Origin of the sequence: Paenibacillus sp. FSL E2-0190 (assembly GCF_037992965.1) — a bacterium.
GTDB classification, from domain to species: domain Bacteria; phylum Bacillota; class Bacilli; order Paenibacillales; family Paenibacillaceae; genus Paenibacillus_AQ; species Paenibacillus_AQ odorifer.
In genome coordinates, this window is record NZ_CP150306.1 from 4,400,131 (window position 1) to 4,416,268 (window position 16,138).

Here is a 16,138-nt window from a genome sequence, read left to right on the forward strand (position 1 = left end):
CTAGCGATATAAATGATACTGCTGTGTTATTTCTGCAAATTGCTTGCTTTCCGCTGCAAACTGTTCAAGCAGCTGCTTGGCTTGCATATTGTCCGTACGATACATGTTGTCTCCCCCCAGCAAATCGATAAATGGACGAGAGCCCTCCTTCACAGGAGGCAGGAATGAAAATTGCTCGTACAAATCTCTTATCGTAAATAATAAGGTTACCCCAACTTCTAAAGGCCTCAGCACTTGGAGATCTGTAATGTAAATTTGTACCCCGCCGCATAGCTCGCCACAATGTTTAGATGACGTTGGCTTGAAATGAACTGGACGAAAAAGCACACCCGGGATACCTTTTGCATTCATCTCATCTGCCAATTGCTGCGCTTGAATGAACGGAGCACCAATCATTTCAAACGGGAACGTTGTGCCTCGTCCTTCCGAGCAGTTCGTGCCTTCAAATAAACATGTTCCTGTATATAATAACGCTGTTTCATATCGTGGCATTCCAAGTGAAGGATGAACCCAAGTTAATCCTGTATCCGGGAAGGACATGCTCCGTTCCCAGCCTTCCAAACGAACGACATGCAGCGATGCATTCCAATTCATTTGATCATTTGCCATCGTTGCTACCTCACCTGCTGTTAAGCCGTATCGCACGGCTAGCTCGTAATTTCCAACAAATGATTTGAAGCCGGGCTTCAAGACATTCCCTTCTACCGTTACCCCGTTAAGCGGATTAACACGATCAAGAACAACAAATTCTACACCTGCATTTGCACAATCTTCAAGTGCATACAGCATCGTATAAATAAATGTGTAATAGCGTACACCAACATCTTGAATATCGTATACAATGATGTCTACTTCATTCAGCATTTCTTTTGTTAAACGCTTGGAGTCTTTACGGTACAAGCTATAGACTGGAACATTCGTAAAAGGATCCATGTAAGTGTCTACTACTGCCCCTGCATCCAAATCTCCGCGAACGCCATGCTCAGGTGAAAACATCGCAGCAAGATTAAAATTTTCATGTAATATAGTAATCGTTGATGCAAAATCCTTCGTAAGACCTGTCGGCGCTGTAATCAATCCTACGCGCTTACCTTCGAACAAATAACGATAATTCGTTATAGAATCAATCCCATTTAACACCATATGAAGCTGCCTCCTAGCTGCTTTTTCGCATAAATGGATAGAACAAGGGAATGTTTCCTGCTATACATAGAAACACTCCCTCTTAGCTAGTTGAATAGTTACCAAAGACTAGACTGCCTAACCTTCACCGTTTCAGCAGGCACCATAAATGCTTCTGCATATGTCTTTCTTGCTTCACAGCCGCGAACAACTGCTAGTGCTTTATAGTAATCCATGTATTTGAAAGATTTGCTATTCGTCACAAACCAATGCTTGCTTAAAGCATCTATCCATAGATCAAATGCCGCTTGATCGAAATCCACATATACGTAAGGGACATAATCAACCGCATCCTCCCAGTTTTCGGAGTAATATAATCTTGCTGCAAAGTGCGCGGGGAGCGCTCGTTCAAAGGATGATAGACTTGCGAAGAAACGGGCATCATTTACGATATGATGCGTTAGCGCATGGTCCTTATGCATACTGTTTTTCCAGTGTGTAATAATAATGTTAGGCTTCACGCGACGAATTACATCACAAACCTCCATACGAATTTCTTGATTGTCAGGCAACTCTCCGTCACAATAATCATCGAATACAATGGCTTCACCACCTAGCATATCCGCAAAAACCTGTGCCTCTTTCACTTTTTGCTGACGATATTCCTTCATATCCTGTCCTGCCGGGACCCCTCGTTCACCCGCAGTTAACGCTAATGTCACAATGCGATCTCCCTTTAAACTATGACTAGCGAGTACACCACCAGAAGCTAGCTCCACATCACCAACATGCGCTCCAATTGCTAATACTGTGAATTTTTCGCTCATCTTTAAAGTTCCCTCCGCAATATAGAAAATTGTTTTTCAATAGTAAAGCCCGCTTTTTGATAGATTCGAAGAGCCGGATTATTATTTCCAGTGAATAGAGAGATATATTGACAGCCCGCATTTTGAAAAGCTTCAACCATTCGGAAAAATAATACACTGCCAAGGCCATGCCCCTCATGCTCTGGGTGCACTCCGATACCGCAAAAAAATGCTCTTCCATCAGGCTGCGAAATAATTGGACCTGCAAAGCCCACAACCTCGTTGCCGTACACAGCTACTACAAGTGGTGCGCCAACCTTCACGTAAGTAACAATATCCTTCTTCCACTGCGGATTTTGCAGGGCAGCAAGCGTTGCTTCAAGCCCTGTATGTAAATCAGGGACATAGGACGTAATGTAATAGTCCTTGCTATTTGCATTGGTTTCCTTATCTAAAATATCTTCGGGAACTATAAAGCTTCCGAGTTTTAAATACATGCCGCATTGCGTCGCTCGATCTTCGTAGCCTCTAGCCATTAAAGCTTCATATAATGGCTGGTCCTTACTGATGCCCGGGGCATTAATATGCTCATGCTGAGGTGCACTTGGTATACTCCACTTCAGCTTAACAGGGTTGAAAAACAATACATCCGCTTGTCTTTTCCCAAGTTCTTGGAATCTTTTTTCTAAACGCAATAGAAAAGCATCGTAAAGCTCCAGAGAAGCCACATGGGTATCTATAATAACACTCGTAATATAACCGGCCACATCTCCAAGAGGGAGATCGTCACCGCAGCAGCCAGCTGCAAAACCAACAATCCCTTTTTCGTCACAGCCTACCCATATACAGTCAGCGTCAAAATAAGGATGGTCGATGAATGTATCTTGAAACTCTCGCTCTGTAAATGGCTTATAATCATATTTTGTAGCCTCACGATTCCAAAGCTCTACAACTGCAGAGTGATCTTCAATTGAAAAGGATCTGATTTGCATCATTTAAGCCTCCTGTGAACGTCCAATATAGGGCCAGGAAATTTTGCCCATTACTACTGGCTGTGAAGCTCCAGTTACTAGCGGGATATTGTTTGGTAAGCGCTCCATCGTGTAATACGCTAGCAGAGCAAAAGCAATTGCTTCCTTAGCATCACTATTACCACCGATATCCTCCTGCGTCAGCACCTGCACGTTATGCGGTGCAAATAAGTGCTGCAAATCACGCAAAAGCGTCTTGTTATAGCTTCCACCGCCGCCAATTAACAATTGCTCAGCCTGGTGCTGCGGTGCAATATACCGTTCATAGCTATCGACGATGCTCCAGGCAGTTAAGTACGTAGCTGTTGTAACAACATCTTCTGCTTTCCAGTGATTAACCTTCATCATTTCAATAATTTGTGCCACGTATTGTTGGCCAAACCGTTCTCTGCCTGTCGATTTTGGTAACGGCATCGTATAATATTTATCCTGCTGCATCCATTTCAATAGCTCATCAATCACTTGACCGCCCGCACCAATTTCGCCATTAACATCCATTGTCATTGGTATAAATAATTGCGATACAAGGCCATCGATAATCATATTTCCAGGACCCGTATCAAAAGCAAATACCTCATCCGGTGAGGCATTTACAGGCAAAACAGTCACATTGCCTATTCCGCCAATATTTTGCATCAGAAGTGTTTTCTTTGGATTGTTAAACAATAAGTATTCGGTAAATGGTACTAACGGAGCTCCTTGTCCACCCATTGCCATGTCAGCAACTCGAAAGTCTGATACGCAAGGAATCCCTGTGCGATTGGCGATAACTGCACCATCCCCAATCTGAACGGTACAATGCAGATTATAGCCGCCCATAACATTCTCTTCCGGAGCATGATAGATTGTTTGACCATGCGATCCTACTGCGAATATTTGCGAAGGCGAAAGGCCGCATTTCCCTATAACGGATAATGTGGCTTGGGCGTATAATTCACCAAGCCACATATTCATTGCGCCAACCTTATCAATCGTAGCGCTAGCGGGATCAAAAAGCTCAAATATGGAGTTTCTAACTTGCACCTCAAAAGGTGTGTTTTCAAAAGCCAGTAATTCAATCTCTACTCCATGCTCTTTTTCGGCTGAAGGGAAAAGCTTAACTACTGCTGCATCAATACCATCTACTGATGTACCTGACATCAAGCCAACTAAGTATGTTGCATCCACTTTTGATTGTTTGTCCATTAACCTTTCACCGCTCCAACTGTTACCCCTTCAAGGAAGTATTTTTGTAAACTGAAGAACAAAATAAACATTGGAACTGCTGAAATGGTTGCCCCCGCCATCATCGGTGCAAAGTAAGTTGTATTCGCAAAGCGAAAGTTTTTCAAGCCGACCTGAATGGTTTGCATATCCATCGTATTCGTTACTAGGAACGGCCAGAAAAAGTCATTCCATGCCGCCATGAACGTTAGGATTGCTAGTACTGCCATAATTGTTTTAGATAGAGGCATAATGATATACCAGAAGATTTTAGGCTGGGAACAACCTTCGATTTTAGCAGATTCAATAATTTCACCTGGAATGGAGGACATGAACTGCTTAACCAAGAAGATATTGTATACCGTTACTATGCTCGGCATAATCAACGCAGTGTACGTATTTTGTAATTCAAAAATATTTACGATCAAAATATATAGTGGAACCTGAGTAACTTGAACAGGAATCATCATAGATCCCAGCAAAATAGCGAACAAAATGTTTTTCCCTTTAAATTTCATTTTTGCAAAAGCATATCCAGCAAGAGTAGCAAAAAATACGTTAGATACCGTGATACACGCTGCCACTATAAAAGAGTTCAATAACCAGTCCCATGTATGTGGGCTAAAGTTAAAAAAGAATTTATAAGATTCAAATGAAATCTTCTTTGGTAGGATAGAATAGCTCATTGCACCAGCTTCTACCGGATCACCGAACGAGGAAATGACCATAAAGTATATCGGGAATATGGTAGCTGCGGCGAATAGGATAAGGAACGTAATGTTTGCACCATTACGTATAAACAGATACCCTTTGCTTCTTAAGCTATTGTTGTACAAACCCATAGTATTCTGCTCCTTTTCCTAGTATTCTACATCTTTACCTATAAACTTGAATTGAAGGAATGAGATAAATCCGATAATCGCTGCTAGAACTAATGATTGTGCCGCTGCCTCACCAAACTCAAAATATGTGAACGCATTGTTAAAGATTAACAAACCTACCATTGTTGTTGCATGGTCTGGTCCACCGCCTGTCATAAGATAAGCGTTTTGGAATACTTGGAAGGAACCGATAACACCCGTAACAAGTAGGAATAGCGTTGTTGGCTTAAGGAAAGGGACAACGATAAACCAAAGCTTTTGCAGGAAAGACGCGCCATCAATTTCAGCTGCTTCATAATAGCTGTTATCAATAGCGAGTAATGCGGCTATATAAATAATAATTGCTGTACCATGACTTGATAACCATGACATTAACACAAGTGAGAACATTGCAGTTGCACTGGAACCAAGCCAGTTTTGATTTTCAATACCTAAAAAACTCACGAGCTTATTGGCAATACCTGATTTTAAAGGATCGAAGATCCACAGCCACACAACAGAAAGCGCTACACCAGATGCTACGGCTGGCAAGTAATATAGTGCTTTAAAGATCGTTTGTGTTTTTTTCTTGAAAGGAATAATCAAAATTGAAATTAAAAATGACAGAAGAATATTAAACGGAACAGTTAATAGCGTATATACTAACGTGTTTTTCAGCGCTTTCCAGAAAAGTTCATCTGAAAACGAGTTAACGAAGTTATCCATGCCGACAAAAGTGGATCCTAATGGACCATATTTTTGTAAGCTGATAATAAAAGCATTGATGACTGGATATGCGGTAAATAAAGAAAACGCAATAAGTGCTACTGCGATAAACGCGTATCCCCAACCTGAGTCACTTTCGAGCTTCAATTTTTTTCTTTTAGTCAACGTTTGATTCATTGGGTCGCACCTCTCTTCTAAAAACAGTACAAGCTCTAGCTAATTTAGAAGGAAAGCTGTACGTTCTAGCTACGCACAGCTTTCACATGTCAGCCTACGACAGACTAGTCAACTACAATACCATCTTTACCGAAAGATTTAATTGCAGCTGCTTTAACTGCATCATACATTTCTTGTGGAGCAATCTCATTTGCAAGTAAGGCTTGTAGTTTAGGAATAATAACTTCTGTTTCAATTTTTAATGCTTCAGCAGCCAGATCAGTAGGAATATCTGTACGAGCCGGAAGCGCTTTTGCCATCATAGCTTTACCTGCAGCAACGTTATCTTCGTTACGAGGGAATTTTTCAAGTACTTCTGCATTACGTGCAGATTCAGTAATTGGTGATAAGAACAGCTCATTACTGTAGTTAGCAGCAATTGAACCAGAAGACAAGAAATTCGTTGCTAGGGCAATATTTTTGATGTGCTCTTCAGATGGAGCTTTTTTACCACGAAGTGCGATATAACCATCAACGATTGAAGTAGGGACATAATCGGCACCGTTGAATGTTGGGACTGGAAGTGAAATATAATCAACTTCAATAGAATCTGCAACAGCTGAACCATCGTTCGCTTTAATCTTCTCATTGTTTAGACGAGCAGAGTTTTCAAATGCAGATAAACCTTTACCTGTGATCATCGTTTGGCCCGTTAGGAACATGTTCCACCGTTTGCCAGCATCGATAGAGCTTAGCTCTTTAGGCATAGAACCATCGTTGATCATTTCGCGAATAGATGTAAGTAGCCCCAAGAAGTTTTTGCTTGTATACGTATATTTAAGATCTTTATCGAAGTAATCTGGTAAGCCTGCAGTTTTAGCAAGAATAGCTAGATAGTCTTTAGATGCTACACCAGATGTTGCGAACACGAAACCATAACGAGTAGTTTCACCTTTATCATTTTTCACTACGCCTTTAGAAATTGCATTACGGAACTCTTCATAAGTCCAACCGTTTTGTTGAATGCTTTTCCAATCAATTCCGGCTTCTTCAAGGAATTGTTTGTTACCACCGATAGTGTGGATTTCCATATATGCTGGTAGGCCGTATTGAGCGTCACCTAGTTGGAAATATTTCAATGGAACTTCGTCATAATCGGCCTTGGCTTCATCAGAAAGGGCACCGTTAAGGTCGATTAGTACATTAAGTGCTGCATATTTCGAAATTCCTGAAGCACCGATAAAAGCAATATCTGGAGGAGAACCTGCATTTACTTGAGTATCAAGTTTTTGCGTCATATCTTCCCAGCTCGCTGGTTCGATTTTCAAAGTCAAGTTAGGATGTAGTGTATTAAATTCTTTTTCCATATCAGCAAAACGTGTTTGATAGTTCGCTGATATCGGAGGTAAAAGTGCTGTAATCGTATCCTTTTTAGGCTCAGAACCACCGTTACTAGTTCCTGTATTACCGGAATCTGTAGAAGTTGTAGCGTTATTTCCGTTTCCTCCGCAAGCCGATAAGAGTGATACCATCATGATTCCTGACAAAAACAGAGTTAATCCACGTGATCTTTTTTTCATCGAAAACAGCCCCCTCAATTATTAATAGCATCCATCCTGTTATTCCACTTTTCACACCTAAACCAATGATGCGATTGCCTGTTTCAAGCGTCCTCCGTTTGCGTTAAGTACTTGTTCTGCTTCTTTTGCATCTAACCCCGATTTAATCATCATAATTGCCAGCTTACAGTTCATAGATGCTTTATCAAGTGTTTCTGCGGCGGTTGATGTATCTACACCAGTCGTGTTCATGATGATACGAATCGAGCGATCTACGAGCTTAAAATTACTAGCCTTCAGATCAACCATCAAGTTGTTGTACGTTTTTCCTAACTTGACCATTGTGCATGTTGTCAGCATATTAAGCACCAACTTCTGAGCAGTTCCTGCCTTTAATCGAGTCGAACCGCTAATGACCTCAGGTCCTACAACAGGTGTTATACAAACATCTACAATGGGTTCGAACTTTGAGCCTCTGTTGTTACAAACACCGATAGTGGCTGCTCCAAGTTCCTTTGCTTTCGCTAAAGCTGCAATAACGTAGTTTGCACTACCGCTTGCCGAAATCCCAATTAGTACATCTTTGTTTGTTACACCAATGCTTTCGATTAATGCGATCCCTTCATCCATATCGTCTTCACAGCCTTCAACCGCAGTACGCAAAGCAATATCACCACCAGCGATATAGCCCTGCACCAAGGAAGGATCTGTACCAAAGGTAGGAGGACATTCGGAAGCATCCAGAACACCTAATCTTCCTGATGAGCCAGCTCCTATGTAAAACATTCTTCCACCATTAGACAACCTATGATGTAGAATATCTACCGCCTTTGCAATCTGCGGAATCTCCTCAGTTATAGCTCTGGGGACCAGTGCATCTTGTTGATTCATTAACTGGATCATTTCTTCCGTAGTACATTCATCAATCATTAATGTGTCTGGATTCACAGCCTCTGTTGTCAATCCCGCAAGGTAGTCATTCATAGCCATCCTCCTTCTTCCCAGTCTCAATCTGTCACCTAGTTAACAAAACGTGTTATATTAACTTACAATTATTATGCTCTTATACTAATACAACACCATCGCTTCGTCAATAGATTTTGAAATATAATTTCATAAAGAAATTAAATTCTGATGTTTTATTTCATTTCTTACATACTATGTTATACCACATTTATAAAGCGCTTACAAGATACAATTTAAATTTTTACCAATTGCTTTGATCGCTATGGCTCTAAGGTTAAAGCGATTTTAAAAAATGCATTATTTGCTGATTATCGCTCCAAACGAAACATAAAGTTACATCATCCGCGTTCAACCGGATGATGTTTCGTCTTCGATTCCATTCATTTTCTTCCTCATTATTGTGTGCCAAGCTATTAATTATTGAATTAAACTACTTATTATATTCATTAGATCAACGTATTCATCATGTAGATAATCTGACATAGATTGATAAGTAGTACATTTTAGTACACGAATAAGCGAATGAAATACAAAAAAAAGGAAAGCATTGATCCATGATCAATGCTTTCCTTCACATTCATTCTATCAGAACCTAATTTCTAAGTTTTTTCTTTAATATATTATGCGTTTTTGTTAAGTAGGTTTTTACTTCTTCATATTCTGCACTTGCGACACCAGCAAATAATATGTCGATGATCGTAAGCATCGCAATACGTGAGCCCATAGCCCCACTGCGGATTGTTATTTCAGGTGTGGATATGCTCAGTACAATATCCGCCCGCTCCGCAAGCTCACTTTTATTGTACTTCGTAATCGCAATACATTTCGCTCTATTCTTTTGGGCAATTTCCAGTGCATCAATAATATCACTAGTTGCTCCAGAGTTAGAAATGAAAATGGCAACATCATCTTTCTCAAGTAAAGTTGCTGCCGTGAGCTGACTATGACCATCTGTATAGGCGTGACACATCTTATTAATTCGCGAGAACTTCTGTTCCCCGTCCATACAAACGAGTCCCGAAGCACCTATTCCAAAGAAAACAATTCGCTTACTATGACATAGTAATTCTACAGCTCTTGTAATTTCTTTTCGATCAATAACACTAAGCGTATCCTCAATGGACTTGCAATTATTCAATGAAATATTTGATATAATTGTCGAGAGATCATCACCTGGCTGAATATCTGTATATTGAGCCTTTGAATCCTCATCACGAGAACCCAAAGATGCCGATATACTCACAATAAAATTGCGGTATCCGCTGTAACCCATCGTCTTACAGAAACGAAGGACAGATGCATCGCTTGTCTTACTCGATTGAGCCAATTCCTTAATCGACAAATGAGGGATCTCTTCCGTATTTTCTAAAATGTAATCTCCGACCAATCGTTCAACTGGTGTAAAACTCTCTCGCATATCACGAATTTTAATTAATACGTTGTCATTTAGACTCATAATCTACCTACTCTAGATTTAATTAACACCTTTATTAATATCATAAACAATATAAACAACCAATTTCAATAACAAAATACGTTTCGGCATATCAAAGCTAATATTAATTAATCTATTAAAATCATCCTACTCTTAGGTCATCTGGTGACTTTACGTTGATTATAGCGTAATAAAGTTGTAAGGTATAGTCGATAATTATATACTTTCTGATATGGTGAAACAAGGGACCACAAAGGTCCCCGAAGATTCTTTCTATTGTTCTCAGCATACGTAATACGCATGTATTTTTAAATTTCACTGCCGTCTAAATATGACTCAATTTGTCAACTACATCCTGTGATGTAGCACCGTACTTGAACCATTTAATTTGCTAGCAAGCTGCTTTAATGTAGTCAAGAACACCGGCATGGCCGCTACACTTAGTAATAATAGTGCAATGATTAATACGAATGCTACCTGTATAAGTGTCGTTACGCCCGAAGGAATCAACGCGGCGCAGGTGATCCAACATCCCCTTCAAGCTCGTTATACCGCATCATCAGGAAGTAATCAACGCCCAGGGCTGCAATCAAGCCATCTAATGGCATTCCAAAAGCTGTCTGCAAGTTCTTCTTCGAGCTCAAGCGAATACAGTAACTCACCTTCTTCCATCATTTTAGCGAACTTCTTCAAAGGGCCATATACAGTGCAGACAATTTCTCCTCCTTACCTGATTTGACTATATCTAGAATGAATTTTAATAAATGACCGAATATTGCTTTGCTATGTTCGTCTAAGTAATATCCATCTTCATGCAAGCCTTTCTTTTGCGATTTTTTTGCGCAAGAAATAAAGAGTTCTTTATAATGTAATAATGTACATAAAGACGGATTTGGAGGGAAATAAATGGCAAGTCGTAAATGGGTATTAATCATAGACGATGAAGATGATTTAGCGCGTCTGATGAAGGCTGTTTTACATAAAGAAGGTGTTCCAGACGTTGTAACTGCCGGGACCGTTGCAGAGGGTTGGGACAAGTTCCAGGAGTATAATCCTGAGCTTATATTGCTAGATATTATGCTCCCAGATGGAGAAGGATATGACTTATGCAGAAAAATTCGGGAAACATCAAATGCACCCATCTTATTTATGTCTGCAAAAGACGAGGAAATTAATAAGCTGTTAGGACTGGCGATAGGTGGCGATGATTATATTACTAAACCATTCAGTCCGAAAGAAGTCGCTTATCGGGTAAAGGCACAACTGAGAAGAGCTGGCTTTACAGAAGAAAAAAAAGCTCCGAAAAGCTTACAAGCTGGCCCCTTTGAGCTTAGTGCCAATGAGACAGAATTAAAAAAGAATGGCGAGGTCCTCGTGCTAACCGCCAAAGAAGTCGGTTTAATGAGCTGTTTTATGCATCATCCCAATCAGATTCTAAGCAAAGAAACCTTGTTTGGACAGGCGTGGGGTGAGGACTTTTTTGGTTCCGATAATACAGTGATGGTACATATTCGGCGCTTACGCGAAAAAATTGAGGCAGACCCTTCAAATCCTTCCTTTATTTTGACGGTTAAAGGGTTAGGTTATAAATTAAATACCAAGGAGTGAGACTAGTTGAAATGGAAATTGACACTCCGCTTTTTAAGATCGGTTATGACTATTGTTGTGATCGTTGGTATTGTAAACGCGATTTTGTTCCTTTCCTTATTCGTTATAAAGGTAAATAATAATAACTTTGGCACTGAAGAAGCATCTGCAGAAACCTTTAGCCGAACCTTTTCACAATACGTAGAATTACAGGCTGGCAAACCTGTTGTGAATGAAGAAGGTCTCAAAAAACTACAAGAAATGAGCGCCTGGGTACAATTCTTGAATGACCAAGGGGAGCAAGCAGCAGCATTTTATACCCCTGAAGAATTGAAAACAGAGTATTCTCCTATTGAAATTGTACAAATGTATAAATATAAAGAATTAGATGCACGCACGACGGTTTTTGTCAGCGAAGCCCAACATTTCAGTTACTTTTTAGGGATTAATAATCCTAAAATAGGCCGCTACGTAATGACCTATGACTACGCTAAAATTTTCAAAGATGTTAATGTTTTTCTTTTCATTTTTTTAATCGTTGATGTGCTTATTGTAATCCTCATTGGATTTCTATTTGGGAAAAAGTTAACTGCACCCCTTCATACATTAATAGAGGGTATTCAACAGCTCAGGGAACGACGTTTTAAGAAAATGCCTACTCCCAAAGGTGTTTATGAAGATGTTTTTCGTAATATGAATGAACTATCTGAAAAGCTCGATCGACATGAAGAGGAACGTAAACGTCTCGATCAAATGCGTGAGGAATGGATTAGCAATGTTTCACATGACATGAAGACACCACTTGCTTCTATTCAAGGTTATGCAGAATTTATTAACGACAGTGCCACAGATCTAACAGCCCAAGAATTACAGGAATACACATCAATTATCAAGAGTAAATCGATGTATATGAAAGATCTGTTAGATGACCTCAATTTAACGACACGTTTGCGTAATCACCAGCTATCCCTGCAATTTGAAGAGGTGAATCTCGTTCAGTTTCTACGAGAAATGACGATTGAACTTTTAAATGACCCGACCTTTGGTGAACGGCAGATAGAGTTTGAGGCGAATGTGGCTAAAGCAATGCATAAAGTAGATAAGAAGTTACTAAAACGAGCGATCCTTAACTTGATCTACAACGCGCTGGTGCATAACGATGAAAATGTCGTGGTGAAGATTCGAGTGGATACAGGTCCAGAATCTCATACCCGAATTTCGATTTCTGATAATGGTCATGGAATTCCAGCTAAAGATCTGGAACAGATTTTCGAACGTTACTATCGGGGTACAAACACAACGAGTAAGCATGGTACTGGTTTAGGAATGGCCATCGCAAGAGACATTATTTGGGCTCATGAGGGGAAACTCGATATGACGAGCATTGAGAATACCGGAACCACCATTACTATACTTTTATAATACAAATGCCTTACTTACTCATTAGGCAGAGAAAAGGGCTGTGCTCCATTACCTTTATTGGAGACAGCCCTTCTTCAATTTATTAGTTTTTTATTGCTTTTAGCGGAATATCCTCTACCTTCACTTCATCATATGAGGAGACTTGATCACCTTTTTTTACATACATTTTTAAGTAGGCGCCTTTACGAAGATTTTTTTGTGCATTAAATTCCAGTGGAATTGTATTCCCTTTGGCATTTGTAGCTTCTAGTGTATAGGAATAGGAAGTCATCACTGTACCATCACTCAGTTTATATTCATGGGGTTCCCCATCCTCTGTAATTTGTAAATAATAATTTTCGGCATTCATGCGATTGAAATCAATCTTTGCTAGAGCAAAGACACCTACAACCCCAATAACAAACAAAATACCCATAGTAATTAGAAATTTTTTCATCTCAATCATCCTTCTGTTCTATTATTTAGTGTGATAATACGATTGTATGAAGCTACGGTTAAGAAATAATACAACCCATAAATTATGGTATAAGCAATCATCCAGAGCAACACTGGCTTTGCTAAATCTATCATCAGTAGACTAGAGAATGCTTTTAAAGCCACTACACTATGCAATAACCCTACTATAAGCGGTACAACAAAGATAACGAATACCTGTGACGCAATGGATTTCCGCATTTCTTTTGCACTGACACCCATTTTATGCAGCATATTGTACTGTGCTTTATCTTCTTCTGCCTCAGTTAAAACTTTAAAGTAAATGATACTGCCTGTTGCAGCCAGAAATACGAGTCCAAGGAAACTTCCTATAAAAAGTAGAGAACCCACACTTTCCAAGCTTGTTTGGTAATCTTGAGGCCTGCTTGAAAATAGCGCTTCTTCAGGTAATTGGTTTGCAATTTTTGCAGATAAATCCACAGAGGCGTCCTCTACCCCAAGAACACGATAGCGTAGCACTTCTCCATCATTCCGTAATACTTTATACTGTTCATCCGAGACTACAACTGTTATACCTGCTGTACCTGCATTTAATACGGTTTGTGTTTTAAAGCTTTGGAATGTGAGTGGATGGCCGTTGCCTGTTGTTATAGTTTTTCCTGTATACATAGGTGAGAACCTTTTGTTATATCCGATATCTAAAATAACCGCGTAGCCATCCTTTACATTTAATTTTTCTTTATGCTGTACATTTGCTAAGTTGTTGTATGTTATTTCATCGATAACTGTATACCCTCTTTTATCAGAGCTATCGAACGAGGATCGCGAGTTTAATTCTTTCGTATGAAATGTAATGGATAGCGCTTCGATATTTTCATCGTATTTTGTAGCTGGCAGTACAGCACTTACTTGTTTATCCATTTCTGCATCTGTTAATTGATACATAAAGGTATTCGGATTAATCGTTTTTGCCGAGTCGTTCGTATTGTAATACAGGCTATAGACCGCTCCACCGGCAGTTACTGTTGTAGCACTCAACACAGCAATCACAGTTAATGTACGTGCATTCCCACGGATACGATAGAGCAGCTGCGAAATGGTTATTACATGAAGGCCCTTCCACAGCCACTTTTCATTTTTCTTAATCATTGCTAACAGAAAGCCAGTCACACTGTGGAACAATAAAAATGTACCCACAATTACCGTTGTTAAAATAATTAATACGGTCATGAGAAATCCGATTTTTGCCCATACCTTAGAAGTGAAAAGGTCCTGCATTGCAAGCCAATAGCCCAAGACAATAAGTAACACTCCAAGAACAGCTACTATCATAGATGGTTTAGGCGCCACTTCTCCCTTTTTGGAAGCATGAAATAAATCAATCAGCTTAAATTGATAGATCAAGCGATAGCCTTGAAACGATGTCACTAAGAAAATAACCAGAAATACGATAGCCGTGTTCATCGCTGCCGCCATTGAAAAAGTAAAGGGTGCTACAACGTCATAACCCATTAAATGAATCAAAATCGTCATAAATCCTTTTGAACAAAGGAAGCCAAATACAATCCCTACTATTAAAGAGAATAATCCTAATAATAAATTTTCAAAAAAGAGCATAAAACCGATTTGACGATTACGTACCCCCAGCAACGCATACAGTGCGACTTCTTTTTTACGTCTTTTCATAAAAAATGAATTGGAATAAGCTATAAATATGAACACGAAAAAGATAAGAATGACTGCCGCTCCACTCATTAGGGAACCCAGTTTTTGGGATGAAGCCGTCTGTTCTGCTATCGTATCACTATATTTTAAGGTCACAAATGTAAAGTAAATGATGATACTAAACACCATCGATGCGATGTATAAAAAATATTGCGAGAAGTTTCTGGCTATATTTTTTCTTGCTAGACTAAATAACGTCATCTACCTCACCCCCAATGGCCGCATGAACATCTAAGATCTCTTGGAAGAAGGCTTTGCATGTCTGATCACGACGATAGATTTCTGTTGAAAATGAACCATCCTTGATGAAAATGATCCGGCGGCAGAAGCTTGCGGCAAAGGCATCATGGGTCACCATCATAATGGTCGAATTGTTATTTTCATTTAAAGTACTTAAGCTTTCCAATAAATCTGTTGCTGATTTAGAGTCAAGTGCACCTGTTGGTTCATCAGCCAAAATCAGTGCTGGCTCTGTCACGAGCGCTCTAGCCGCAGCGGTTCTTTGCTTTTGACCCCCAGAGATTTGGTAAGGATATTTCCCCAGTAAATCTTCAATCCCAAATACTTTAGAGATCTGAGTCACAAGGTGATTAATTTTCTTCGCTGGAATTTTAGCAATCGCCAGGGGAAGCAATATGTTCTCCTTTACCGTCAAGGAATCGAGTAAATTGTAATCTTGAAAGATGAACCCGAGATGTTCACGCCGGAAGTCTGACAAAGCTGCTTCCTTCAGATCATGAATACTCTTGTTCTTCATATATATCTTTCCTTCTGTTGGAGAATCTATGGTTGCTAACAAATTTAGCAAGGTTGATTTTCCCGCTCCGGAAGGTCCCATAATCCCTACAAACTCACCTTCATGAATGTCAAAAGACACGTTTTCCAACGCTGTGTAAGCAGCACTTAACTTCCCGTACACTTTTTTTACGTTTTCTACTTTTAATAATGGTTCCATTCATTTCACCTCATAATTTGCTGATACTTATACTATAGGCACCGAACCTTACAGCAAATTCATGCCAACCTTACAACAAGCTTAAATCTACAAAAAAAAGATACCCTGTAGCCATTTAAGACTACGGAGTATCCCTTTGCTATTGAATAG

At 39.7% G+C, this 16,138-nt stretch carries 14 protein-coding genes and 1 pseudogene; 2 read left to right on the plus strand and 13 right to left on the minus strand.

Going from position 1 to position 16,138, the window contains the following annotated elements; genetic code table 11:
• The 10 genes and pseudogenes from NST25_RS19410 to NST25_RS19455 form a co-directional block, all read right to left on the minus strand.
• Entirely contained in the window at positions 1-1,143 is a 1,143-nt protein-coding gene (locus NST25_RS19410; protein ID WP_076306900.1) for a DUF1343 domain-containing protein, read from the minus strand.
• Between the two features lie 98 nt (positions 1,144-1,241).
• Complete coding sequence (locus NST25_RS19415; RefSeq protein WP_076106428.1) at positions 1,242-1,949, minus strand: PIG-L family deacetylase; 708 nt, start codon at positions 1,947-1,949, stop codon at positions 1,242-1,244.
• Positions 1,950-1,951: 2 nt separating this feature from the next.
• Positions 1,952-2,923, minus strand: coding sequence for a GNAT family N-acetyltransferase (locus NST25_RS19420; RefSeq protein WP_340392262.1), 972 nt, complete (start codon positions 2,921-2,923; stop codon positions 1,952-1,954).
• Positions 2,924-4,144, minus strand: a complete 1,221-nt coding sequence (locus tag NST25_RS19425) for an anhydro-N-acetylmuramic acid kinase (RefSeq protein ID WP_340392264.1) — start codon at positions 4,142-4,144, stop codon at positions 2,924-2,926.
• Positions 4,144-5,004, minus strand: a complete 861-nt coding sequence (locus NST25_RS19430) for a carbohydrate ABC transporter permease (protein ID WP_076127188.1) — start codon at positions 5,002-5,004, stop codon at positions 4,144-4,146. The genes NST25_RS19425 and NST25_RS19430 overlap by 1 nt, the downstream gene beginning before the upstream one ends.
• Positions 5,005-5,022: 18 nt before the next feature.
• The gene (locus tag NST25_RS19435; RefSeq protein ID WP_060622964.1) at positions 5,023-5,925 is read right to left on the minus strand and encodes a sugar ABC transporter permease; all 903 of its coding nucleotides are present in this window, start codon (positions 5,923-5,925) and stop codon (positions 5,023-5,025) included.
• Between the two features lie 104 nt (positions 5,926-6,029).
• On the minus strand, positions 6,030-7,484 hold the full coding sequence (locus tag NST25_RS19440) for an extracellular solute-binding protein (protein ID WP_076190768.1): 1,455 nt from the start codon (positions 7,482-7,484) through the stop codon (positions 6,030-6,032).
• Positions 7,485-7,541: 57 nt separating this feature from the next.
• A complete protein-coding gene (murQ, locus tag NST25_RS19445) occupies positions 7,542-8,447 on the minus strand; it encodes an N-acetylmuramic acid 6-phosphate etherase (RefSeq protein WP_076217895.1) in 906 nt (301 codons plus the stop codon).
• Between the two features lie 574 nt (positions 8,448-9,021).
• Positions 9,022-9,885, minus strand: a complete 864-nt coding sequence (locus tag NST25_RS19450; protein WP_042129113.1) for a MurR/RpiR family transcriptional regulator — start codon at positions 9,883-9,885, stop codon at positions 9,022-9,024.
• A 327-nt stretch (positions 9,886-10,212) separates the two neighbouring features.
• Positions 10,213-10,457: pseudogene (locus tag NST25_RS19455) on the minus strand (hypothetical protein); the annotation flags it as partial.
• 313 nt (positions 10,458-10,770) lie between these two features.
• Here NST25_RS19455 and NST25_RS19460 point away from each other — a divergent pair.
• Positions 10,771-11,472 carry a response regulator transcription factor gene (locus NST25_RS19460; RefSeq protein ID WP_076127196.1) on the plus strand — a complete coding sequence of 234 codons (702 nt, stop codon included), beginning with the start codon at positions 10,771-10,773 and terminating at the stop codon, positions 11,470-11,472.
• A 6-nt stretch (positions 11,473-11,478) separates the two neighbouring features.
• Complete coding sequence (locus NST25_RS19465; protein ID WP_076307687.1) at positions 11,479-12,873, plus strand: HAMP domain-containing sensor histidine kinase; 1,395 nt, start codon at positions 11,479-11,481, stop codon at positions 12,871-12,873.
• An 82-nt stretch (positions 12,874-12,955) separates the two neighbouring features.
• On the opposite strand, the gene NST25_RS19470 is transcribed toward NST25_RS19465, so the two are convergent.
• From NST25_RS19470 to NST25_RS19480, 3 genes are read right to left on the minus strand one after another with little or no spacing between them, the layout of a single operon-like run.
• Positions 12,956-13,309: a YxeA family protein gene (locus NST25_RS19470; protein ID WP_036688737.1), complete on the minus strand. Its 354-nt coding sequence runs from the start codon at positions 13,307-13,309 to the stop codon at positions 12,956-12,958.
• A gap of 5 nt (positions 13,310-13,314) precedes the next feature.
• Positions 13,315-15,234, minus strand: coding sequence for an ABC transporter permease (locus NST25_RS19475; RefSeq protein ID WP_076307686.1), 1,920 nt, complete (start codon positions 15,232-15,234; stop codon positions 13,315-13,317).
• Positions 15,221-15,988 (minus strand): ABC transporter ATP-binding protein, encoded by a 768-nt coding sequence (locus NST25_RS19480; protein ID WP_076307685.1) that lies wholly within the window; start codon positions 15,986-15,988, stop codon positions 15,221-15,223. The genes NST25_RS19475 and NST25_RS19480 overlap by 14 nt, the downstream gene beginning before the upstream one ends.
• Positions 15,989-16,138: the final 150 nt, after the last annotated feature.

Coding starts and splice junctions, on each gene's coding strand:
- NST25_RS19410 (WP_076306900.1), bottom strand. CDS start 1,143: ATGGTGTTAAATGGGATTGATTCTATAACGAATTATCGTTATTTGTTC.
- NST25_RS19415 (WP_076106428.1), bottom strand. CDS start 1,949: ATGAGCGAAAAATTCACAGTATTAGCAATTGGAGCGCATGTTGGTGAT.
- NST25_RS19420 (WP_340392262.1), bottom strand. CDS start 2,923: ATGATGCAAATCAGATCCTTTTCAATTGAAGATCACTCTGCAGTTGTA.
- NST25_RS19425 (WP_340392264.1), bottom strand. CDS start 4,144: ATGGACAAACAATCAAAAGTGGATGCAACATACTTAGTTGGCTTGATG.
- NST25_RS19430 (WP_076127188.1), bottom strand. CDS start 5,004: ATGGGTTTGTACAACAATAGCTTAAGAAGCAAAGGGTATCTGTTTATA.
- NST25_RS19435 (WP_060622964.1), bottom strand. CDS start 5,925: ATGAATCAAACGTTGACTAAAAGAAAAAAATTGAAGCTCGAAAGTGAC.
- NST25_RS19440 (WP_076190768.1), bottom strand. CDS start 7,484: ATGAAAAAAAGATCACGTGGATTAACTCTGTTTTTGTCAGGAATCATG.
- murQ (WP_076217895.1), bottom strand. CDS start 8,447: ATGAATGACTACCTTGCGGGATTGACAACAGAGGCTGTGAATCCAGAC.
- NST25_RS19450 (WP_042129113.1), bottom strand. CDS start 9,885: ATGAGTCTAAATGACAACGTATTAATTAAAATTCGTGATATGCGAGAG.
- NST25_RS19460 (WP_076127196.1), top strand. CDS start 10,771: ATGGCAAGTCGTAAATGGGTATTAATCATAGACGATGAAGATGATTTA.
- NST25_RS19470 (WP_036688737.1), bottom strand. CDS start 13,309: ATGAAAAAATTTCTAATTACTATGGGTATTTTGTTTGTTATTGGGGTT.
- NST25_RS19475 (WP_076307686.1), bottom strand. CDS start 15,234: ATGACGTTATTTAGTCTAGCAAGAAAAAATATAGCCAGAAACTTCTCG.
- NST25_RS19480 (WP_076307685.1), bottom strand. CDS start 15,988: ATGGAACCATTATTAAAAGTAGAAAACGTAAAAAAAGTGTACGGGAAG.